Here is a 20,745-nt window from a genome sequence, read left to right on the forward strand (position 1 = left end):
ATCGTGGTCGCGTGACCCCGCAGAGCAGTGACCAGAGCTTCGACGACGACCTCCGACTCGCCCTCCGCCTGGCGGACGCGGCCGATGCGATCTCGCGGGAGCGGTTCGGCGCGCTCGACCTCGTCGTGGACACGAAGCTCGACCGCACCCCGGTCACCGACGCCGACCGCGCCGTCGAGGAGGCGATCCGCGCGCTGCTCGCCGCCGAGCGTCCGGACGACGCGATCCTCGGCGAGGAGTTCGGCACCTCGGGCGAGGCCTCGCGGCAGTGGATCCTCGACCCGATCGACGGCACCGCCCACTTCCTCCGCGGCGTCCCGATCTGGGCGACCCTGATCGCGCTCGCGGTCGACGGCGTCCCCGTCGTCGGAGTCGTCTCCGCTCCCGCTCTCGGCACGCGCTGGTGGGCGGCCGAGGGCTCCGGCGCCTGGGCCGTCGAGCTGGAGGCCGGGGCCGAGCCGCGACCGCTGCGCGTCTCGGGGATCGACACGCTCGCATCGGCGACCTTCAGCTACAACAGCATCCAGCAGTGGGAGGGCGCGGGCCGTCTCCCGCAGCTGCTCGAGCTCGCCGGCGCCGTCTGGCGCGACCGGGCGTACGGGGACGCGTGGCCCTACATGCTCGTCGCCGAGGGCCTCCTCGACGGTGCGGGCGAGTTCGACGTGAAGCCCTACGACCTGGCGGCCCTGGTGCCGATCGTGCAAGAGGCGGGCGGCCGCTTCACCTCCGCCGACGGGGAGGACGGGCCGTGGCACGGCAGCGCCGTCGCCACCAACGGCCTGCTGCACGACGAGGTGCTCGCGATCGTGGCGCCGCGATGAGGAGCCGGACGGCCGCGCTCGCCTCGGCGGCGCTCCTCCTGCTCCTCTCGGGCTGCTCCTCCGTCGTCGGGCCGGACGGCCCGGAGGCCGTGCGTGACGAGGGCGGCACGGTGGCGACCGCCGGCGTCACCGACGTGTTCTCGCTGCGGCGCGGCGACTGCCTGGCCGACCCGGGCGACGACCGCATCGCCGACGTGGACGTCGTTCCCTGCGCCGAGGAGCACGCACTGGAGGTCTTCCACACGTTCGCGCAGCCCGGAGACCGATACACCAGCCGCAACACGCTGCTCGCCCAGGCCGAGGCGGGCTGCGAGCCGGAGTTCGGCGCCGTGATGGGGATCGCCTACGGCGACTCCGCCCTCGAGTACCGCTCGCTCGTCCCCTCCGAGGTCGGCTGGCGCCACGGGGACCGCACGATCGTCTGCGCGGTCCTCGATCCGGCCGACGACTCCACCACCGGCAGCCTCTTCGGCTCCGCTCGCTGACCACGGCTCCGATCGACCCCCGTTCGGCTCATTGACACGCGCTCCGGCGGAGCGCAGGGTGAAGGGACGACCGGCAGGCGCGAGGGGGCCCGGAGACCGGCGGCTCAGGAGTCGACATGCAGGACCGGCACGATCAGGAACCCCCCGAGCGCTCGCGCACGGCCGAGCAGCACTGGGGACCGGCGGACAGCCTGTTCCCGAGGCTCCACCGGCGGAGCTCCCTGCTCGCCGCGGCGGAGGCGGTCGCGCAGGTCGACGGGCCCGGCCCGGGCGACGTCTGGTCACGGCTCCTGCACGACTACGCGCACGCCTCCGACCGCGTCGTCTCGGTGGACGGCGACGCCGAGGCCGCCACGCTCGGCTGGCTGAAGCCGCGCGGAGTGGTCTCGCTGCTGGTCACCGAGCGGTGCGACGACGACGCCGCCGCCGAGCACCTGGTGGCCGCGCTCGCCGCGATGAACGCCGTGACCCTCTCCGTGCACGAGGCGCGAGCAGCACGGCTCCGTCCTCTGCTGGACGTGCTGCACCGGCTCCTGCCCGACGCGTTCGCCGAGCTGCCGGTGGACCGCAGCGCCCACTACCCGGCCGGCACGGCCGTCGCCGTGCTGGCGCCGGGCGTGCTCTACCGGGACTGGGCCCCGCCGCAGGCTCTCGCCGGCCCGGCGCACGACGACGACGACCGGCTGGCGATGCTCACCCTCTACGGGCGGATCAGACAGCTCGACGTGCGACCGTCGTGAGGGCGGCGGAGCGGAGCTCCCAGTGTGCGACGACGACCGGTGGTGGAGATGGGGGGAATCGAACCCCCGTCCATCGCTGTGATTCTGCGCCTTCTACGGGTGTAGCCGATGAGAGCGTTCTGCTCGGCCCCGACCGTTACCATCGGCGCATCGGTCGACGGGCCCAGCCCGAGTGCAAGTCCCGCGTCGCCCTCAGGCGTAACGACGCAGCAAGTCCTCTAGATGACGCCAGGATCCGGGGCGAGGACGCACCCACGGGCTGACGGACTATCTACTCTGGCTTAGGCAGCGAGAGCGAAGTCGGTGCGCTTCTGTTCGGCACCTGTGTTTTCCAGGGATCGTTGACGAGATGACCCTGGATCCTCGACCCGCTTCTCGCAGTTTCGCAGGCAATGTCGAAACCGATCATCCCCGCGAGCACTCGACGGCCCGGAGGCCGCTGGAGTGGGTCGTTCGTCGCACACTGTGGAGTTACGGGTCCTAGTCTACCTCAGCTCCGCGGGCGGTCACCCGGCGGCGGCGCAGATCGAGCAGACCCAGCACGAGCGCGAGCGCGATCAGCCCGAGGGTGACGAAGTAGCCGTTGCGGAAGGCGTCGTGGTACCGGTCCAGCCCCTCCGCCATCCCCTGCTCGCTCGCCAGGGTCGCGAAGAAGACGGCGGAGGCGCAGGCGGTGCCGACCGCGGTGCCCACGCGCTGGCCGAGCTGGCCCACGGAGCCCGCCACGCCGCCCTGCGCCGGCGGGATCTCGGCGAGGGTGAGCGTCTGGTTCGGCGACACGACGAAGCCGCCTCCGGCCCCGGCGACGAGCATCGCGGCACCCATGCCGTAGGCGGCGGTCTCGGCCGGGAGGAGCTCGGCGGCGAGCAGCACGAGCGTGAAGCCGATGACCACGAGCACGATGCCGAGCACCACCAGTGCGCGGCCGTAGCGCTGCACGAGCTTGCCGCCGTACCAGGCTGTCACCGCCGAGGTCAGCGCGAACGGGATGCTCACCATGCCGGCGAACACCGGCTCGAGGCCGAGCCCCTGCTGGAGGAAGAGCGTGGTGAGGAGGAAGGTCGCCGGGATCGCGGCGAAGTAGGAGGTCGCGACCAGGATGCCGTTGCGGTAGGAGCTGGTCCGGAAGATGCGGAAGTCGATGACGGGCGTCCGCCCCGACGCGGCGTAGTGCGCCTCCCAGCGCACGAAGACGGCGGCGGCGGCCGCGGCGAGGACCAGCCAGAACCAGCGGTAGGGCGAGTCCGAGGAGGAGCCCGTGGTCAGCAGGAACGGCAGCATGAAGGCGAAGATCGCGACCGCCAGCAGGAGCAGGCCGACCGGGTCGAGGGACCGGTCTCCCTCGGGCCGCGAGCGCTTCTTCGGGATGAGCTTCCAGGCGAAGACCAGCGCGGCGACGCCCAGCGGGATGTTCATCCAGAACAGCAGGCGCCAGCCGTCCTGCTCGCCGCCGATCGCGATCAGGAGGCCGCCGAGGGTCGGGCCGAAGGCGGTCGACAGGCCGATGGTCGCGCCGAAGACCCCGAAGGCCCGGGCCCGCTCGGCGCCGGTGAACATCTGCTGCACCAGCCCGAGGACCTGGGGCATCTGGATGCCCGCGGCGACGCCCTGCAGGAAGCGCGCGACGACGAGCAGCTCGATCGACGGCGCGAGCGCGCAGAGCAGGCTCGTCACCGTGAACGCGGTCAGCCCGATGAGGAACAGCAGGCGGCGCGAGCGGATGTCGCCCAGCCGACCGGCCGGCACGAGCGCCAGTCCGAAGGCGAGCGCGTAGCCTGCGACGATCAGCTGCAGCTGGCTCGCGTCCGCTCCGAGCGAGCGCTCGATCGACGGCAGGCCGACGTTGACCTTCGAGAGGTCGAGGATCGTGATGGCCGCGACTCCGACGCTCACCGCGAAGGCGCGCCACCGCGTCTTCTCGTCGGCGGCGCTCAGGGCGGCGGGGGCGCTGTTCTCGGGGGAGGTCACGCGCCCCAGTCTCCCAAAGCACGGGGCGCGAAGAAGAGGCTTGCGCGGCACCCGTCGGACAGTGCCCGCCGGGGCCTACTCGCCGAGGCGGCGGCGGGTCGACATCGCACGGTCCGCCTCGCGGCGGTCCTGGCGCTCTCGGAGGACCTGGCGCTTGTCGTAGTCCTTCTTGCCCTTGGCCACGGCAAGCTCGACCTTGGCCTTGCCGTCGCTGAAGTACAGCGAGAGCGGGATCAGCGTGTACCCGCCCTCCTTCACCTTGTTGTGGATCTTGAGGATCTGCGCCTTGTGCAGCAGCAGCTTGCGCTTGCGGCGCGGCGGGTGGTTCGTCCAGGTGCCCTGGGCCCACTCGTTGATGTGGACGGCGTCGAGCCACGCCTCTCCCCCGTCGACGAACGCGTAGCCGTCGACCAGCGAGGCTCGGCCGGCCCGGAGGGACTTCACCTCGGTGCCGGTGAGCACGAGGCCCGCCTCGTAGGTGTCCTCGATGAGGTAGTCGTGGCGCGCCTTGCGGTTGGTCGCGACGACCTTCTGTCCCTGTTCTCTGGGCACGGCTGCTCCTCGGGTCGCGAGCGGATGAAGGGGGCGGGCATCGTCGGGGCGATGCACCGGTGGGCCGCCCCGAACGGGACAGCCCACCAGTATACGTCCGGTCCGGGATCAGACCCGCAGGTACCGCGCGATCGCGACGTTCGCCGAGACGGCGGCCAGGACGATGCCGACCACGATCAGGATCGGCACGACGATCAGAGCGTCGTCGAGTCCCACGAAGGAGGTCAGCGGGATCCGGTACGCCAGGAACCCCTGCACGAAGACCTGCACGATGGCGACCACCGCGACTCCCGCGAGGATCGAGCCGACCAGCGCGGCGAAGACCCCCTCGAGGATGAACGGGGTCTGGATGAACCTGTTCGAGGCCCCCACGAGCCGCATGATGCCCAGCTCCCGTCTCCGCGAGAACGCCGAGAGGCGGATCGTGGTGGCGATGAGCAGCACGGCCGCGACGAGCATCAGGACGGCGATGCCGATCGCCGTGTAGCTCGCCGCGTTGAGGATCGAGAAGATCTGGTCGAGGTACTGCCGCTGGTCGGTGACGCTCTCGACTCCCGAGACGCTCGACAGGCTCTCCACGATGACGTCCGACTGGGTCGGGTCCTTCAGGTTGATCCAGAAGGTCTGGTTGAGCAGGTCGGGAGTGACGTACTCGGCGACCGGGTTGCCCGCGAACTGCTCCTGGAAGTTCGCGTAGGCCTGGTCGTGGTCCTCGAAGTAGGAGCGGTCGATGTACGGCGCGAGCGTCGCGCCCTCGAGCTGGCCCTGCACCGCGTCGATCTGCTCGGCGGTGGCGTCGGAGCCGCTGCAGTTCGAGCCGCCGGAGGTGGCGGTGCACATGTACACCGCGACCTGCGCCTTGTCGTACCAGAAGTTCTTCATCTGGCCGATCTGCATCTGGAGCAGGATCGCCGTGCCGACGAAGGTGAGGGAGATGAAGGTCACCAGGATCACCGAGACGACCATGGAGACGTTGCGCCGGAGGCCGCTGGCGACCTCCGACCAGATCAGTGCGAATCTCACTTGACGGGTCCTACGTTCTGCTGGTCGTCGCCGGTCTCGTCGCCCTCGCCCGCGTGGGCGCGGAGGCCGAGGCGCGCGGCGAGCGACTCCTCGGGCAGGGCGCCGGTGTCGGCGGGGAGGAAGATCGGACCGGTCTGGCTCTGCAGCTCGACGACGCGCGGGGCGGCGGCGGGCTCCGGCTCGCGCTCCGGCTCGACGGCGGCGGAGCGGCGGCCCTCGGGGACGCGGGGCTGGGCGGCGGTCTGCGAGAGGCGGGCCGGCTCGGGCGGCGGGGCCGGGGCCTCCTGGCGCAGGTCGATCTCGGGGACCTCGGCGGGCGCGAGCTCGCTGTCGATGATCGCCGGGGGCGCGGGCTGCTCGGCGACCGCGTGGTCGTCGGCCGCCACGACCACGACGCCGTCGTGGACGACGGTGATGCTCTCGGTCTGGCCGTAGCCGCCCTGGCTCTCGTCGCGGACGATGCTGCCGGCCGAGAGCTCGATGACGCGGCGCTTCATCTGGTCGACGATGCCGGCCTCGTGGGTCGCCATGATCACGGTCGTGCCGCCCGCGTTGATCCGCTCGAGCAGCGCCATGATGCCGGCGCTCGTGGTCGGGTCGAGGTTGCCCGTGGGCTCGTCGGCCAGCAGGACGGCCGGCTTGTTGACGACGGCGCGGGCGATCGCCACGCGCTGCTGCTCGCCGCCGGAGAGCTCGTGGGGCAGGCGCGACGCCTTGCCCGCGAGACCCACCATCTTGAGCGTGTCCGGGACGGCCTCCTGGATGTAGCCCTTCGACTTGCCGATCACCTGGAGGCTGAACGCGACGTTGTCGAAGACCGACTTGTTCGGCAGCAGCCGGAAGTCCTGGAACACGACGCCCATGTTGCGGCGGAAGTACGGGACCTTGCGGCTCGAGATCTTGCCGAGGTTCTGCCCGAGCACGTGGATCGATCCGGAGGAGGGGCGCTCCTCCTTGAGGATCAGGCGGAGGCAGCTCGACTTGCCGGAGCCGGAGGCGCCGACGAGGAAGACGAACTCGCCCCGGAGGATCTCGAGATCGATGGCGTTGAGGGCGGGTCTCGTGCCGCCCCGATACTGCTTGGAGACGTTGTCGAAGCGAATCATGTCGGTACGAGGGTAAGCGACGATCCCGAAGAGTCCGCCGAGGGGGCGCGCGGCGCGTCGGTGGGGACGCGCCCGCGCCGCGCTAGGAGGACTTCCGCCAGCGGATCCCGGCGGCGATGAAGCCGTCCAGATCGCCGTCGAACACGTGCGAGGGGTTGCCGACCTCGTGGTCGGTGCGCAGGTCCTTCACCATCTGGTACGGAGCGAGGACGTAGCTGCGCATCTGGTCGCCCCAGCTCGCGGTGATGGTGCCGGCGAGCTCCTTCTTGGTGGCCGCCTCCTGCTCCTTCTGCAGCAGCAGGAGCCGCGACTGGAGCACGCGCATCGCCGCGGCGCGGTTCTGGATCTGGCTCTTCTCGTTCTGCATCGACACGACGGTGCCGGTGGGCAGGTGGGTGAGGCGCACCGCGGAGTCGGTGGTGTTCACCGACTGGCCGCCGGGGCCGGAGGAGCGGAAGACGTCCACGCGGATGTCGTTGTCCGGGATCTCGATCGCCCCGGCCTCCTCCATCAGCGGGATGACCTCGACCGCGGCGAAGGAGGTCTGGCGCTTGCCCGCGGCGCCGAAGGGGCTCATCCGCACGAGGCGGTGGGTTCCGGCCTCGACCGAGAGCGTGCCGAAGGCGTAGGGGGCGTCGATCTGGAAGGTGGCCGACTTGATGCCCGCCTCCTCCGCGTAGCTGGCGTCCATGACGGTCGCCGCGTACTTGTGCTTCTCGGCCCAGCGGAGGTACATGCGCATGAGCATCTCGGCGAAGTCGGAGGCGTCGACGCCACCCGCTCCCGCGCGGATGGTGACCACGGCGGGGCGGTCGTCGTACTCGCCGTCGAGCAGGGTCTGCACCTCGAGCTCGCCCATGACCTTCTGGAGGGAGGAGAGCTCGGCGATCGCCTCCTGCTCGGACTCGGCGTCCTCGGCCTCGTTCGCCATCTCGACGAGCACCTCGAGGTCGTCCAGGCGCCGGTCGATCGCGGTGATCCGCGCGAGCTCGGACTGGCGGTGGCTGAGGGCGCTGGTCACCTTCTGCGCGTTGGCCGTGTCGTCCCACAGGTCGGGGGCGCCGGCCTGCTCGCTGAGCTCGGCGATCTTCGAGCGGAGACCGTCCACGTCGATGACGGCGCGGATGTCGGCGAAGGTGGAGCGGAGAGCAGTGATCTGCTCGGTGAAGTCGTTGTCCAGCATGGTGCGTCCAGACTACCGGGGGCCGGGGGCCGCCCTCCGGCCCGGGCGTACCCTGGGGACGGTGACCAGCACCGCTCCGCGCCCCTTCCCCGTCGGGCCGCTGCTGCTGTCGACCTTCCTCCCCACCCTCCTCTTCTCCATCGGCGAGGGGGCGATCATCCCCCTCCTGCCGGCCGCGGCCGGCGACCTCGGCGCGACGCTGGCCCTGGCGGGCCTCGTGGCGGGGATGATCATGATCGGCGAGCTGGCGGGCGACATCCCCAGCGGCTGGATCGTCTCCCGGATCGGCGAGCGCGGCGCGATGCTCGGAGCCTCGGCCGCGTCGATCCTCGGGCTCGTGGTGTGCCTGCTCTCGACGTCATGGGTCGGGCTGACGATCGGCGTCTTCGTGATCGGCCTCGCGACCGCGGTCTTCGCGCTGGCGCGGCACGCGTTCATGACGTCGTTCGTCCCGATCACGCACCGCGCCCGCGCGCTCAGCGCCCTCGCCGGGGCGTTCCGCGCCGGCTGGCTGATCGGCCCGTTCCTGGCGGCCGGGGTGGTGCACCTCACCGGCTCCGTCGAGTCCGTCTTCTGGGTGCACATCGTCTGCTGCGTGGCGGCGATCGTGGTCCTGCTGCTCGTGCCCGACCCCGCGACGGTGCTGCGGCGGGCGCAGGCCGCGGCCGACCGCGCCGCTCCGGAGGACGTGGTCGCCGCGGAGGCGTCGGCGACCGTCCCGGAGTCGCCGCAGTCGCTGCTCGGGACGCTGCGCGAGCACCGCGGGGTCCTCGCTCGGATGGGGACCGGCGCCGCCGTGATCGGGGCGCTGCGGGCGAGCCGGACGCTGATCCTCCCCCTCTGGGCGGTGAGCATCGGGCTCGCCGAGACCGACACCGCGATCATCATCGGCATCGCCGGCGCGCTCGACTTCGCCCTCTTCTACGCCGGCGGCCAGCTGATGGACCGCTTCGGCCGGGGCGCCACCGCGATCCCCTCGATGATCGGCCTCGGGCTCGGCCACCTCGCCCTCGCCGCCTCGGTGCTCGCCCTCGATCCGGTGCCCTGGTTCGTCGCCGTGGCCTGCGTGCTCGCGGCCGCGAACGGCATCGGCTCCGGGATCCTGATGACCATCGGCGCCGATCTCGCGCCCCCGGCCGATCCGGCCCCGTTCCTCGGCGCGTTCCGCTTCACCGGTGACGCGGGCAACGCCGCCGCCCCGATCGTCGTGTCGGCGCTCACCGCCCTCGTCTCCCTCCCCTTCGCCGCCGTCGTGATGGGGGTGCTCGGTCTGGGCGGAGCGGGGGCGCTCGCCCGCTGGATCCCGCGGTACCTCCCCCGGGCGGCCTCCCGCGGCTGAGGCGCGGGGCCCTCCTCCTACACTGGAGCCCGCACGCGGGAGTGGTGGAATGGCAGACACGCAGGATTTAGGTTCCTGTGCCGAGAGGCGTGAGGGTTCGAGTCCCTCCTTCCGCACGGGATCGGCCGGTACGCTGAGCGCGCTCGCGTGACCGCCGACCGGCCACCGGCCCCCGTCGACTGGAGATCCGTTGAATCACGCCGCCCTCGTCCCCTGGCTCGATCCGGAGACGATCCTGACCTCGTTCGGCCCCTGGGGTGTGCTCGTGGTCTGCCTCATCGTGTTCGCCGAGACCGGACTGCTGATCGGCTTCCTCTTCCCGGGCGACACGCTGCTGATCATCACGGGCCTGCTGGCGCACGAGAACGCCTCGAACGGCGGCCTCGGCGTCCCGATCTGGCTCATCTGCCTGGCTGTCGGGTTCTCGGCCTTCGTCGGCGGCGAGGTCGGCTACCTGATCGGGCACAAGGCCGGCCCGCGCATCTTCGAGCGAAAGGAGTCCGGCTTCTTCAGCATCGAGAACGTGAAGCGGACCAACGCGTTCTTCGAGCGCTTCGGCGGCCTCGCCGTGATCCTCGCGCGCTTCGTGCCGATCGTCCGCACCTTCGCGCCGATCGCGGCCGGCGTGGCCCACATGAACTACCGCAAGTACAGCCTCTACAACCTCATCGGCGCCCTGATCTGGGGCAGCGGGGTCACCCTGATCGGGTGGCTGCTCGCCTTCATCCCGCCGGTCGCCGACTTCGTCTCGCACTACATCGACGTGATCCTGATCGGCGCGGTCGTGCTCGCGCTGGTGCCGACGCTGTTCCACTTCTTCCAGCAGCAGCGCAAGGCGAAGCTCGCCGCCGACCCCGAGACCGACTCGACCGAGTCGGCCGCCTACGTGCTCGACGCCGACACCCTGGACGACAAGCACCCGAAGTCCTGACCTCCGCCTCCGCGAGACGCCACTCCGGCACGCGGCACGCCGACAGGCGTGCACCGGAGTGACATCCCGCGGTGGGAACCCGCCGGGGTCAGAGCCGGGCGGACAGGGCGGCGAGCTCGGCGCGCAGCGCGGTGAAGGCGCGGGCGCGGTGGCTCCGGGCGTTCTTCTGCTCGGGAGCGAGCTCGGCCGCCGTGAGCGCCCCGGCCTCGGGGACGAACACCGGGTCGTAGCCGTGGCCGTTCGCACCGCGCGGGGCCGTCGCGATCGCGCCGTCCCAGCGGCCCTCGACCACCGTCTCCTGACCGCCGGGGAGCACGGAGTCCGGCACCACGAGGGCGATGGTGCAGCTGAAGTGCGCACCGCGGTGCTCCGCCTTCACGTCGTGCAGCTGGGCCAGGAGGAGCTCGAGGTTGGCCGTCGCGTCGTGCGCGCGTCCCGACCAGCGGGCCGAGAAGATGCCCGGCGCGCCGCCGAGGACGTCGACGCAGATCCCGGAGTCGTCCGCGAGCGCCACGAGGCCGGTGTGCGCCGCCGCCGCGCGCGCCTTGATCAGCGCGTTCTCGGCGAAGCTCACGCCGTCCTCGACCGGCTCGGGTCCGTCGTAGGCGCGGACGCCGACTCCGGGGAGCGCGCCGGCCAGCATGGCGCGGAACTCCTCCACCTTGCCCGCGTTGTGCGTGGCGAGGACGAGGTCCAGGCTCACGCTCCGGGCTCCGCGGCGAGCGCTTCGGCCTGGATGCGGGCGAGGTCGGAGGCACCGGCGACCGCGAGGTCGAGCAGGGCGTCGAGCTCACGGCGGTCGAACGGGGCCCCCTCGGCGGTGCCCTGCACCTCGACGAACAGGCCTCGTCCGGTGACGACGACGTTCATGTCGGTCTCGGCGCGCACGTCCTCGACGTAGGCCAGGTCGAGCATCGGCACGCCGTCGATGATGCCGACGGACACCGCCGAGAGGCTGTCGATCAGCGGCTGCGCCTTCTGCCCCACGTACTTCTTGCCGCGCGCCCACTCGATCGCGTCGGCCATCGCCACGTAGGCGCCGGTGATCGCCGCGGTGCGGGTGCCGCCGTCGGCCTGGAGGACGTCGCAGTCGATCACGAGGGTGTTCTCGCCGAGCGCCTTCGTGTCGACCACCGCGCGGAGGCTCCGGCCGATCAGCCGCGAGATCTCGTGCGTGCGCCCGCCGACCTTCCCCTTGACCGACTCGCGGTCCATGCGGGAGTTGGTGGAGCGGGGCAGCATCGCGTACTCGGCGGTGACCCAGCCCTTGCCCTTGCCCTGCAGCCAGCGCGGCACGCCGTTCGTGAAGGAGGCGGTGCAGAGCACCCTGGTGTTCCCGAACGAGACGAGCGCGGAGCCCTCTGCCTGGGTGCTCCAGCCGCGCTCGATCGTCACGGTGCGCAGCTCGTCGGGCGCCCGCCCGTCCTTGCGCGCGGCCTTCGATGCGGTGCTGTCGGTCACTCGGGTCTCCCTCGATCGTGCGGGAGCGCGGCCCGGTCGAGCTCGCGCAGGTTGATGGTGCCGGTCTCGACGAGGTCGACGCTCGAGACCTCCGGACCGAGGAAGCGGCGGGCGAGGCGGACGAAGTCGCTCGAGCCCGTCTCCTCCCACCGGTAGGTCGGAGGCGCGGCGGAGGTGCGCTGCAGGCCGTGCGCCACGAGGGTCCGGTAGACGTCGAGCGCGGTCTCCTCGGCGCTCGAGACGAGGCGGACGTCCGGCCCCATCACGTACGCGATGGCACCGCGCAGCAGCGGGTAGTGGGTGCAGCCGAGGACGAGCGTGTCGACCCCCGCGGCCTTGAGCGGCGCGAGGTACTCCTCCGCCACCGCGAGCAGCTCGTCGCTCCAGGTGACGCCCGCCTCGACGAACTCGACGAAGCGCGGGCAGGCGGCGGTGAACAGCTGCAGGTCGGGCGCGGCGACGAAGGCGTCGTCGTAGGCGCGGGAGCGGATCGTCCCGACCGTGCCGATCACCCCGACGCGGCGGTTGCGGGTGTCGCGGACAGCGCTGCGGACGGCGGGCTGGATGACCTCGATCACCGGGATGCCGCGGCCGAGCGTGTAGCGCTCGCGGGCGTCGCGCATCATCGCGGCCGAGGCGGTGTTGCAGGCGATGACGAGCAGCTTGGCGCCCTGGTCGACCAGGGTGTCGAGGGTGTCGAGGGCGTAGGCGCGGACGTCGGCGAGCGGCTTGGGCCCGTAGGGCGAGTGCGCGGTGTCGCCGAGGTAGACGATCGACTCGTTCTGCAGCTGGTCGATCACGGAGCGGGCGACGGTGAGCCCGCCGACTCCGGAGTCGAAGATGCCCAGCGGTGCGTCCGTCACAGAGGAACAGCCTACCCGCGCCCTGCGGCCCGGTCCCGGCCGCACGCCGTTCCCGGGCCCGGCGGCGTGCGCAAGCCCCGGCACCCGCGCCTGGGCCACGCGGGGGCGGCCGTGGAACACTGAGCGGATGGACTCCACGGCCTTCCTCACCGACCGGTACGAGCTCACGATGGTCGAGGGCGCCCTCGGCAGCGGCACCGCCGACCGCCGCTGCATGTTCGAGGTGTTCGCCCGGAGCCTCCCGCCCGGACGCCGCTACGGCGTGCTCGCGGGCACCGGCCGGCTCCTCGAGCTGATCTCGCGCTTCCGCTTCGGCGACGACGAGCTGTCCTGGCTCCGCGAGAACCGCGTCGTCGACTCCCGCACGCTGGACTGGCTCGCCGACTACCGCTTCCGGGGCGACGTCTGGGGCTACCGCGAGGGCGAGGTCTACCTCCCGGGCTCCCCCGTGCTCATCGTCGAGGCGCCCTTCGCCGACGGCGTGCTGCTGGAGACCCTGGTGCTCAGCGTCCTCAACCACGACAGCGCCGTGGCGAGCGCCGCCGCGCGGATGGTCTCGGCCGCCGACGGGCGACCGCTGGCCGAGATGGGCTCGCGCCGCGCCGGCGAGCGGTCCGCCGTCGCCGCGGCTCGCGCCGCCTACATCGCCGGATTCGGCGCCTCCTCGAACCTGGAGGCGGGCCGCAGCTTCGGCGTGCCCACGATGGGCACCTCCGCGCACTCCTTCACTCTCCTCCACGACTCGGAGGAGGAGGCGTTCCGCGCGCAGGTCGCCGCGCTCGGCCCCGGCACGACCCTCCTGGTGGACACCTACGACGTGACAGCCGCCGTCGACCTGGCGGTCCGCGTCGCCGGCACCGGCCTCGGCGCTGTGCGCATCGACTCCGGCGACCTCCCCCAGCAGGTGGCCGCCGTCCGGCAGCAGCTGGACGCGCTCGGCGCGACCGGCACGCGCATCACGGTCACCAACGACCTCGACGAGTACGGGATCGCCGCGCTCGCGGCCTCACCGGTCGACTCCTACGGCGTCGGCACCTCGGTGGCGACGGGCTCGGGCCACCCGACGGCGGGCATGGTCTACAAGCTGGTCGCGCACGAGGACGACGCGGGCGAGTGGGTCGCGGTGGCGAAGAAGTCGGTCTCGAAGGCGTCGATCGGCGGGCGGAAGGCCGCCGGCCGTCTGCTCTCGGACGACGGGGTCGCCGAGGCCGAGGTCGTGCACGTGGGCGCCGGCCCCGAGGGCGCCGTCGGCGAGGGCGAGCGGGCGCTGCTCGTCCCCCTGATCGAGGACGGGACGATCCGTCCCGAGCACCTCGGCATCGAGGGAGTGGCGGCAGCCCGCGCGCACCACGCCAACGCGGTCCTCGAGCTGCCGATCGACGCGCTCCGGCTCGGCCGCGGCGAGCCCGTCATCCCGACCCGCTACGAGTGAGCGGGGCGGGAGCTCACTTCATCTTCGCGTAGATCTCCTTGCAGGCCGGGCACACCGGGAACTTCTCCGGGTCGCGGCCCGGGAGCCACTTCTTGCCGCAGAGCGCGCGGACCGGCTTGCCGGTGATGGCGCTCTCGAGGATCTTGTCCTTCGGCACGTAGTGGGAGAAGCGCTCGTGGTCGCCCGGCTCGATGGACTCCTGGTTGAGGAGCTCCTCGAGCTCGCGGTCGAGCGTGGCGGTTCCTCCGCCTCCCTCGAGGGGGTCGGTGCTGCTGTTCTGGACGCGCGGAATCATGCCGACGATCCTACGCGCGGAGCCCGTGCCCGAGGCCGTGCGCTCCGGATCGGGCGGCGCTAGTAGCGGCTGGTGAACGCGACCAGCTCGGTCGCGCGGCGCTCGAACAGCCTGCCGCCGAGGAGCACGCCGAGGGCGAAGACGACCACGGCGCTGCCGAAGCCGACGAGCACGGCGTCGCCCGCCGCTTCCGGGTCGACGAACAGGGCCCTGACGCCGAGCACCACGGCTGGAGCCGAGAGGAGCAGCCCCAGGCCGAACGCCAGGGACTGCGGACCGGCGCCGCTGGCTCCGGGGGCCTGGGGCTGCGTGAACGCGCTGTCGCCCGGGCGCGGAGCCGGATAGGCGAGCCGTGCCGAGACGGCGCTGGCGACGCCGGCGGGGACGAGCAGGAGGCAGGTGTTCACCGCGAGCACGACGGGCAGCGCATCGGGGAGCCCCGAGGTCGCGCTGCTGATCAGCGAGCCGAGCACGACGACCGGCACGCCGAGCAGGAGGGTCGGGAAGGCGCGGCCGAGCCGGTCCGACCAGCCGCGGACGCCCGCGGCCACGTGGAGCCAGAACGCCGAGCCGTCGTAGGCGACGTCGTTGTGGAGGAACCAGCCGAGGAACAGCGCGATCAGCGGGACCGGGAGAAGCGAGAGCAGTGGGAAGGGGACGCCGACGACCGCGAGCAGCAGCAGGGCCGCGACCGGCAGCACCGGCACGGCGACGAGCGACGCCTGGTAGCGCGGATCCCGGAGCCAGTAGGTGATGCTGCGCGCCGCGATCGCGCCGGTCCGGGTCGAGCCGAGGACGTCGAACCAGCCCAGCCGGAGGCCGCGCGGCGGCCGGTGCGTGCGCTCGGGCCGCTCCGTCAGCAGGCGGACGACGAGCCACCAGAGCGCGCCCGCCGCGACGAGCGTCGCCAGGGCCAGCAGGAGCGGGCCGAGCGCGTCGCCGGTCCGGGCGGCCGGGGCGATCATCCACGCCGCGCCGAACGGAGTGGCCCCCATCGCCGCGCCCCAGCGCTCGAGCACCGGGGTGTCCCCCGTGTCGACCAGCGCGGCGGCGCCGAGGGCTGCGGGACCGCCCAGCATCAGCACCAGGCCGAGGACGGCCAGCAGCTCGCGGGCGGTCCGGGAGGGGACGAGTGCGGCGGAGGCGGCGAGGCCGATCCGCGCGAACAGCGAGGCCGTCGCCACCGCGAGGAGCGGGCCGACCACGGCGAAGGCGCCTGCGCCCGGGACGAGCGGCGCGCTCGCGAGCCCGACCACCAGCAGGGCGAGCGTGGGGACCGAGACGAGGCCGGCCAGGGCGAGCGCCCCGGCGAGGCGGAGCGGCGGAAGGCCGAAGAGGCGGAACGCGCGCGGATCCATCGGGTCGAGCGGGCCGAGCAGGAAGGGCAGCACCAGGAAGCCGACGGAGACGAGTCCGCCGGCGGTCACGAGAGCGCCCGCCGCCGCGTCCGAGGAGCGCAGAGCGCCGATCGCCCCGATCAGCAGGGCCGTCACCGCGACGACCACGAGCACGCCCAGGACGGCGCCGGCCGAGCGCGCGGGCCCGGAGCGGAACGCGCCCAGGAGGACGTCGATCCTCAGCCGGAGAAGTCGTGCAGCCACTGCAGCCCCTCGGCGATCTGCTTGCCGCCCGCGAGCTCGAGGAAGCGCTCCTCCAGCGTCGCGGTGCCGGCGACCTCCGCGACCGTCCCGGAGGCGAGCACGCGCCCGCCGACGATCACGGCCACGTCGTCGCAGACGCGCTCGATGAAGTCGAGCCCGTGGCTGGAGAGGACGACGGTGCCGCCGCCCTCGACGAAGCGGCGCAGCACGGTGATCACGGCGGCCGAGGAGACCGGGTCCACCGACTCGAACGGCTCGTCGAGGACCAGCACGCGCGGGGCGTGGATCATCGCCGCCGCGAGGGCGACCTTCTTCGCCATCCCCGCGGAGTAGTCCGAGATCAGGCGCTCCAGCGCGTCGGAGAGGCCGAGCGCCTCGGCCAGCTCGACCGTGCGCTGCTTCGCCGTGGCGAGGTCGATGCCGCGCAGCGCGGCGGAGTAGGCGAGGAACTGGGCGCCGGTGAGCCGGTCGAACAGCCGGAGGCGGTCGGGCAGGACCCCGATCAGCGGCTTCGCGGCCGACGGGTCCTTCCAGACGTCGACGCCGTGCACGAGGACGCGGCCGGTGTCGGGTCGAAGAAGGCCCGTCATCATCGAGAGCGTGGTGGTCTTGCCCGCGCCGTTCGGGCCGATGATCCCGTAGAAGGTCCCCGCGCGGACGGCCAGGTCGATGCGGTCGACCGCCACCGTCCTCCCGAAGGTCCGGGTCAGCTGGTGCAGCTCGAAGACGACGGGCGAGGCGCCGTCCGGATCCGCGGCACCCTCAGCGGGCTCGGCGTTCGTCACGGACGTCATCCGGCTACGGTACCAACTCGCCCGCGGGCCCCCGGCGCCCGCGCCGACACCCGGCGACACGGCGAGAGGTCAACCACCCTGGCCCCGGGGGGCGTGAACTGTACACTAGGTCTCTACCCGAGGAGTCGATCAGATCGAGACGCAGCGGTTAATTCGAGGAGAACACACGATGATGCACACAGGTTCGACGAGCAGCAGCCCCGCCACCGTCGTCATCCTCGCCGCAGGGATGGGCAGCCGGCTCGGCCGCTCCCTCCCCAAGCCGCTCACGCCGCTCAGCGACGGGCGCACGATCATGCAGCAGCAGTTCGACAACATCCACCACGCCTTCGGCACGAAGGTCCCGGTGAGCATCGTCGTCGGCTACAAGCTCGAGCACATCATCGAGGCCTTCCCCTCGGCGACGTTCGTCTACAACGAGCAGTACGACCAGACCAACACCTCCAAGAGCCTCCTCCGCGCGCTGCAGGCGAGCGGGCAGGGCGGCGTGCTCTGGATGAACGGCGACGTCGTCTTCGACCCGCGCATCCTCGACCGCGCGGCCGCGCTGATCGCGAAGGACGTCTCCTTCGTCACCGTCAACACCTCGAAGGTGTCGGACGAGGAGGTCAAGTACACGACGAGCGCCGAGGGCTTCATCCAGGAGCTCTCCAAGACGGTGCGCGGCGGCCTCGGCGAGGCGGTCGGGATCAACTATGTGTCCGCCTCCGACAAGGCCGCGCTGGTGCGCCAGCTCGGCCGGGTCGACGCCCAGGACTACTTCGAGCGTGGCATAGAGTTGGCGATCGAGCAGGACCGCCTGCTCGTCGAGCCGATGGACATCTCCGACCTCTACGCCGTCGAGGTGGACTTCGCCGAGGACCTCGAGCGCGCGAACCTCTTCGTCTGACGCTCCCGGCTCCTCCCCCGGCTCGAGCGGAGCCGACGGGAGGAGTCGCGCAGTGAGCACGGCCGACACCCTCGCGACCGAGACGGCCCTGCGCCACCGGCGATCCCGGGCCTGGCGCTACCGTCACTCCCTCTGGCTGCTCACCAGGCGCGACCTCACCGTCCGGTACGCCACGAGCGCGCTCGGCTACGTCTGGTCGGTTCTCGACCCGCTCGTGATGTCGGGCATCTACTTCTTCGTCTTCACCGTCGTCTTCCAGCGGACCGTCGGCGAGGACCCGTACATCGTCTTCCTGCTCGCAGGCCTGCTGCCGTGGATGTGGTTCAACCAGGCGACCTCCGACGCTACCCGCGCGTTCCTCCGCGAGGCGAAGCTGGTGCGGTCGACGTCGATCCCGCGGACCATCTGGGTCGGGCGGATCGTGCTCTCGAAGGGCATCGAGTTCGTGGCGAGCCTGCCGGTGCTGGTGCTCTTCGCCGTGATCGCCGGCGCGCACCTGACCTGGGCGGCGCTGCTGTTCCCCGTGGCGATCCTGCTGCAGGCGGTGCTCACGCTCGGCGTGGGTCTGCTGGTGGCCCCGCTCGTGGTGTTCTTCCGAGATCTGGAGCGGGCCGTGAAGCTCGTGCTCCGGTTCCTCTTCTACGCGTCGCCGATCATCTACTCCACGGCCAACCTGCCGGAGCAGATCCGGCCGCTCGCGGCGCTCAACCCGCTCAGCGGGATCTTCGCCCTCTACCGCTCCGCGTTCTTCGAGAGCGAGCTCGACGTCCCGCTCATCCTCGCCTCCGCGGGCATCTCGATGCTCGTGCTGGCGCTGGGCCTCGTCGTCTTCCGCCGCTCCGAGCGCGCGGTGCTGAAGGAGCTGTGATGGCCGACGCCCCGGTGGTCATCGAGTGCCGCGGCCTCGGGATCCGCTTCCGCCGCAACCGGCGGGGCCGCCGCTCCTTCAAGGACCTCTTCGCCGGCCGCTCCCGCCGCTCGCGGCCCGGCGAGTTCTGGGCGCTGCGCGGGCTCGACGTGCAGGTGCGGGCGGGCGAGGCGATCGGTGTCGTCGGCCGGAACGGTCAGGGGAAGTCGACGCTGCTCAAGCTCGTCGCCGGCGTGGTGCTGCCGGACGAGGGCGCGGTGGAGGTGCGCGGGGGCGTCGCTCCGCTCATCGAGATCACCGGCGGCTTCGTGGCCGACCTGAGCGTCCGCGAGAACGTCTACCTGACCGCGGGTCTCCACGGGATGTCCAAGCGCGAGGTCGACGCGCGCTTCGACTCGATCATCGAGTTCGCCGAGATCGGCGACTTCCTCGACACCCCCTACAAGCACCTCTCGAGCGGGATGAAGGTGCGGATCGCCTTCTCCGTCGTGTCGCGGCTCGAGGAGCCGATCATCCTGGTGGACGAGGTGCTCGCGGTCGGCGACAGGGCGTTCCGCGAGAAGTGCTACGCGCGGATCGAGGAGCTGCTCGCCTCCGGCCGCACCCTCTTCTTCGTCTCGCACAACGAGCGCGACCTCCGCCGCTTCTGCACGCGCGGGCTCTACCTGGACAAGGGCCGCCTGGTGCTGGACGCGCCGATCGAGGAGGTGCTCTCGCGTTACGCTGAGGACTACGCGCCGACACCGCGGAGCAGCACGGCGCCGGCCGAGGGCCCGCCCGTCCAGGGCACCGTCTCCGACGACTGACCCCTCCCGCACGCGGCGCCCGAGGACGCAGGAGTGCACGACATGGCCCAGAAGGACCGCAAGCGCGAGCGCGCCGTGGAGAGGGCCGGCGAGGTGGAGCAGGCCGACGGCTCCGAGAACGCTCAGCTGGCGAAGCTGCTCGACCGGCTCCTCGCGGTGCAGCGCCCGGCCGTGCTGGCGAACATCCGCCTGCTGCGGCGCCGGCGTCCCGGGGCGACTCCGGAGCAGATCATCACGTCGCTCGAGCGGCAGTACCTCTCGAGCGTGGCCGCGGGAGGCGCGGCGATCGGGGCGACCGCCGTCGTCCCCGGCATCGGCACGGCCGCCTCGGTGGCTCTCTCCGGCGCGGGAGCGGCGGGGTTCCTGGAGGCGAGCGCGCTCTTCGCGCAGTCGGTGACGGAGGTGCACGGGATCCCGCTCGAGGACCCGGACCGCGCGCGGGCCCTCGTGCTCACGCTGATGATGGGCTCCTCCGGCAGCGAGATGGTGCGCCAGGTGGCCGGGCAGGCCGTCGGCGGGGGCAGCGGCCTCAACCAGTACTGGGGCTCGGTGGTCACGAAGGGCCTGCCGTCCTTCCTCGTGGGCGAGCTGGCGGACCGCGCGAAGAAGTCCTTCGCCAAGCACTTCCTCGCCCAGCAGGGCGCGGGCCTGGTCGGCCGGGCGATGCCGTTCGGGATCGGAGCGGCACTGGGCGGCGTCGGCAACGCGATGCTCGGCCGCAAGGTGATCCACAGCGCGCGCGATGCGTTCGGGCCGGCACCGCAGGCGTTCGGCAACACCCTCGTGCTCGAGCCGACCCGCGCCGAGCGGAAGGCGCTGGCCGCCGCGCCGGCCGAGCCGCTGGCGTTGTTCGTCCGCGACTACGGCGGGACGGGCGAGCGCACCGCGCTCCTCCTCCACGGCCTCGGCTCCGACTCCCGGATCTGGTACGCCCTGGTCCCGACGCTGCACGAGCACGGCTACCGCGTGGTGGCCCCCGATCTCGCCGGTCACGGCGGCTCGCCGGCATCGCCCGCGTACTCGCCGGAGCGCTGGGCGTCGGACGTCCGCGCCTCGGTGCTGCAGACCCCCGACCTCGTCATCGGCCACGGCCTCGGCGCCGTCATCGCCGCCCGGCTCGCCCCCGAGTACGGCGCCGACCGGCTCGTCCTGCTCGACCCCGCGTTCTCCGACGCCCGCGGCCTGACGAGCGCGCTCCACCGCGGCGGCTCGGTCGCGCACGTCGAGAAGGGCGACGCCGACTCCCTCCGCCACCGCCACCCGATCTGGACGGACGAGCAGATCGAGCTCGACGTGTCGGCCCACGCGCTCTGGGACCAGGACTCCGCCGGCGGGCTGACGGCACGGGGTGCGGCCGAGGCCCCCGAGACGTTCCCCGTGCCGACGCTCGCCGTGATGCCGGAGGACCCGCTGGGCCACGGCTCGCTGGGCGACGTCCTCGCCGGCCGCGGCGTCGAGGTGCGGACCGTGCCGGGGGGCGGGGCCTCGATCCTCCGTGAGGACCGCGCGGCGCTGATCGCGGCGCTGGAGGACCGGATCTAGCTCAGGATCTGCTCCAGCTCAGGGCCTGCTCCGCGCGCGATGGTCC

Annotated in this window: 21 protein-coding genes, 1 tRNA gene and 1 other RNA gene; 11 read left to right on the forward strand and 12 right to left on the reverse strand. The window is 72.3% G+C overall.

Annotation, left to right across the window (positions count from 1 at the left end):
- Positions 1-11 precede the first annotated feature (11 nt).
- The 3 genes from C5D36_RS03510 (at position 12) to C5D36_RS03520 (ending at position 2,046) form a co-directional block, all read left to right on the forward strand.
- The gene (locus C5D36_RS03510; protein WP_104223554.1) at positions 12-821 is read left to right on the forward strand and encodes an inositol monophosphatase family protein; all 810 of its coding nucleotides are present in this window, start codon (positions 12-14) and stop codon (positions 819-821) included.
- The gene (locus C5D36_RS03515; RefSeq protein ID WP_104238162.1) at positions 818-1,306 is read left to right on the forward strand and encodes a septum formation family protein; all 489 of its coding nucleotides are present in this window, start codon (positions 818-820) and stop codon (positions 1,304-1,306) included. The genes C5D36_RS03510 and C5D36_RS03515 overlap by 4 nt, the downstream gene beginning before the upstream one ends.
- A 116-nt stretch (positions 1,307-1,422) precedes the next feature.
- Positions 1,423-2,046: a hypothetical protein gene (locus C5D36_RS03520; RefSeq protein WP_104295189.1), complete on the forward strand. Its 624-nt coding sequence runs from the start codon at positions 1,423-1,425 to the stop codon at positions 2,044-2,046.
- A gap of 40 nt (positions 2,047-2,086) precedes the next feature.
- Here C5D36_RS03520 and ssrA read toward each other — a convergent pair.
- The 6 genes from ssrA to prfB form a co-directional block, all read right to left on the reverse strand.
- Positions 2,087-2,459: a transfer-messenger RNA gene (ssrA, locus tag C5D36_RS03525) on the reverse strand.
- A 67-nt stretch (positions 2,460-2,526) separates the two neighbouring features.
- Positions 2,527-4,014: an MFS transporter gene (locus tag C5D36_RS03530; RefSeq protein WP_104223557.1), complete on the reverse strand. Its 1,488-nt coding sequence runs from the start codon at positions 4,012-4,014 to the stop codon at positions 2,527-2,529.
- Positions 4,015-4,089: 75 nt separating this feature from the next.
- The gene (gene smpB / locus C5D36_RS03535) at positions 4,090-4,566 is read right to left on the reverse strand and encodes an SsrA-binding protein SmpB (RefSeq protein WP_104223558.1); all 477 of its coding nucleotides are present in this window, start codon (positions 4,564-4,566) and stop codon (positions 4,090-4,092) included.
- 108 nt (positions 4,567-4,674) lie between these two features.
- Positions 4,675-5,589 (reverse strand): permease-like cell division protein FtsX, encoded by a 915-nt coding sequence (gene ftsX, locus C5D36_RS03540; protein ID WP_104223559.1) that lies wholly within the window; start codon positions 5,587-5,589, stop codon positions 4,675-4,677.
- A complete protein-coding gene (ftsE, locus tag C5D36_RS03545; protein ID WP_104223560.1) occupies positions 5,586-6,695 on the reverse strand; it encodes a cell division ATP-binding protein FtsE in 1,110 nt (369 codons plus the stop codon). Before ftsE ends, ftsX begins: the two co-directional genes overlap by 4 nt.
- An 82-nt stretch (positions 6,696-6,777) precedes the next feature.
- Positions 6,778-7,878, reverse strand: coding sequence for a peptide chain release factor 2 (gene prfB, locus C5D36_RS03550; RefSeq protein WP_104226967.1), 1,101 nt, complete (start codon positions 7,876-7,878; stop codon positions 6,778-6,780).
- Between the two features lie 61 nt (positions 7,879-7,939).
- Between prfB and C5D36_RS03555 the strand changes: the two genes are divergently transcribed.
- The 3 genes from C5D36_RS03555 to C5D36_RS03565 all read left to right on the forward strand — a co-directional run bounded on the left by C5D36_RS03555 (position 7,940) and on the right by C5D36_RS03565 (position 10,148).
- Positions 7,940-9,217, forward strand: coding sequence for an MFS transporter (locus tag C5D36_RS03555; RefSeq protein ID WP_258062858.1), 1,278 nt, complete (start codon positions 7,940-7,942; stop codon positions 9,215-9,217).
- Positions 9,218-9,252: 35 nt separating this feature from the next.
- Positions 9,253-9,333 (forward strand) — tRNA-Leu (locus tag C5D36_RS03560).
- 74 nt (positions 9,334-9,407) lie between these two features.
- Positions 9,408-10,148, forward strand: a complete 741-nt coding sequence (locus C5D36_RS03565; RefSeq protein ID WP_104238166.1) for a DedA family protein — start codon at positions 9,408-9,410, stop codon at positions 10,146-10,148.
- Positions 10,149-10,236: 88 nt separating this feature from the next.
- Here C5D36_RS03565 and rdgB read toward each other — a convergent pair whose 3' ends face one another.
- Genes rdgB through murI form a run of 3 tightly spaced genes read right to left on the reverse strand, consistent with a single transcriptional unit; the run spans position 10,237 to position 12,472 of the window.
- Positions 10,237-10,851, reverse strand: coding sequence for an RdgB/HAM1 family non-canonical purine NTP pyrophosphatase (rdgB, locus tag C5D36_RS03570; protein ID WP_104223564.1), 615 nt, complete (start codon positions 10,849-10,851; stop codon positions 10,237-10,239).
- Positions 10,848-11,609: a ribonuclease PH gene (gene rph, locus C5D36_RS03575; RefSeq protein ID WP_104233199.1), complete on the reverse strand. Its 762-nt coding sequence runs from the start codon at positions 11,607-11,609 to the stop codon at positions 10,848-10,850. Before rph ends, rdgB begins: the two co-directional genes overlap by 4 nt.
- Positions 11,606-12,472, reverse strand: coding sequence for a glutamate racemase (gene murI, locus C5D36_RS03580; RefSeq protein ID WP_104223566.1), 867 nt, complete (start codon positions 12,470-12,472; stop codon positions 11,606-11,608). The genes rph and murI overlap by 4 nt, the downstream gene beginning before the upstream one ends.
- 127 nt (positions 12,473-12,599) lie before the next feature.
- On the opposite strand from murI, the gene C5D36_RS03585 reads away from it, so the two are divergent.
- Positions 12,600-13,904, forward strand: a complete 1,305-nt coding sequence (locus C5D36_RS03585) for a nicotinate phosphoribosyltransferase (protein ID WP_104233197.1) — start codon at positions 12,600-12,602, stop codon at positions 13,902-13,904.
- Positions 13,905-13,917: 13 nt separating this feature from the next.
- On the opposite strand, the gene C5D36_RS03590 is transcribed toward C5D36_RS03585, so the two are convergent.
- The 3 genes from C5D36_RS03590 to C5D36_RS03600 are packed head-to-tail and all read right to left on the reverse strand — an operon-like array spanning position 13,918 to position 16,594.
- Complete coding sequence (locus C5D36_RS03590; protein ID WP_104223568.1) at positions 13,918-14,199, reverse strand: DUF3039 domain-containing protein; 282 nt, start codon at positions 14,197-14,199, stop codon at positions 13,918-13,920.
- 59 nt (positions 14,200-14,258) lie between these two features.
- Positions 14,259-15,800, reverse strand: coding sequence for an ABC transporter permease (locus C5D36_RS03595; RefSeq protein ID WP_104233196.1), 1,542 nt, complete (start codon positions 15,798-15,800; stop codon positions 14,259-14,261).
- Positions 15,776-16,594 carry an ABC transporter ATP-binding protein gene (locus tag C5D36_RS03600; RefSeq protein ID WP_104223570.1) on the reverse strand — a complete coding sequence of 273 codons (819 nt, stop codon included), beginning with the start codon at positions 16,592-16,594 and terminating at the stop codon, positions 15,776-15,778. Before C5D36_RS03600 ends, C5D36_RS03595 begins: the two co-directional genes overlap by 25 nt.
- Before the next feature lie 169 nt (positions 16,595-16,763).
- On the opposite strand from C5D36_RS03600, the gene C5D36_RS03605 reads away from it, so the two are divergent.
- From C5D36_RS03605 to C5D36_RS03620, 4 genes are read left to right on the forward strand one after another with little or no spacing between them, the layout of a single operon-like run.
- Complete coding sequence (locus C5D36_RS03605; protein ID WP_258062260.1) at positions 16,764-17,483, forward strand: phosphocholine cytidylyltransferase family protein; 720 nt, start codon at positions 16,764-16,766, stop codon at positions 17,481-17,483.
- 52 nt (positions 17,484-17,535) lie between these two features.
- A complete protein-coding gene (locus C5D36_RS03610; RefSeq protein WP_374953767.1) occupies positions 17,536-18,351 on the forward strand; it encodes an ABC transporter permease in 816 nt (271 codons plus the stop codon).
- Entirely contained in the window at positions 18,351-19,157 is an 807-nt protein-coding gene (locus C5D36_RS03615; protein ID WP_104295191.1) for an ABC transporter ATP-binding protein, read from the forward strand. The genes C5D36_RS03610 and C5D36_RS03615 overlap by 1 nt, the downstream gene beginning before the upstream one ends.
- Positions 19,158-19,199: 42 nt before the next feature.
- Positions 19,200-20,699, forward strand: a complete 1,500-nt coding sequence (locus C5D36_RS03620) for an alpha/beta fold hydrolase (protein ID WP_104295192.1) — start codon at positions 19,200-19,202, stop codon at positions 20,697-20,699.
- Positions 20,700-20,745 lie beyond the last annotated feature (46 nt).

Source organism: Rathayibacter sp. AY1C6 (assembly GCF_002931535.1).
Lineage (GTDB): Bacteria > Actinomycetota > Actinomycetes > Actinomycetales > Microbacteriaceae > Rathayibacter.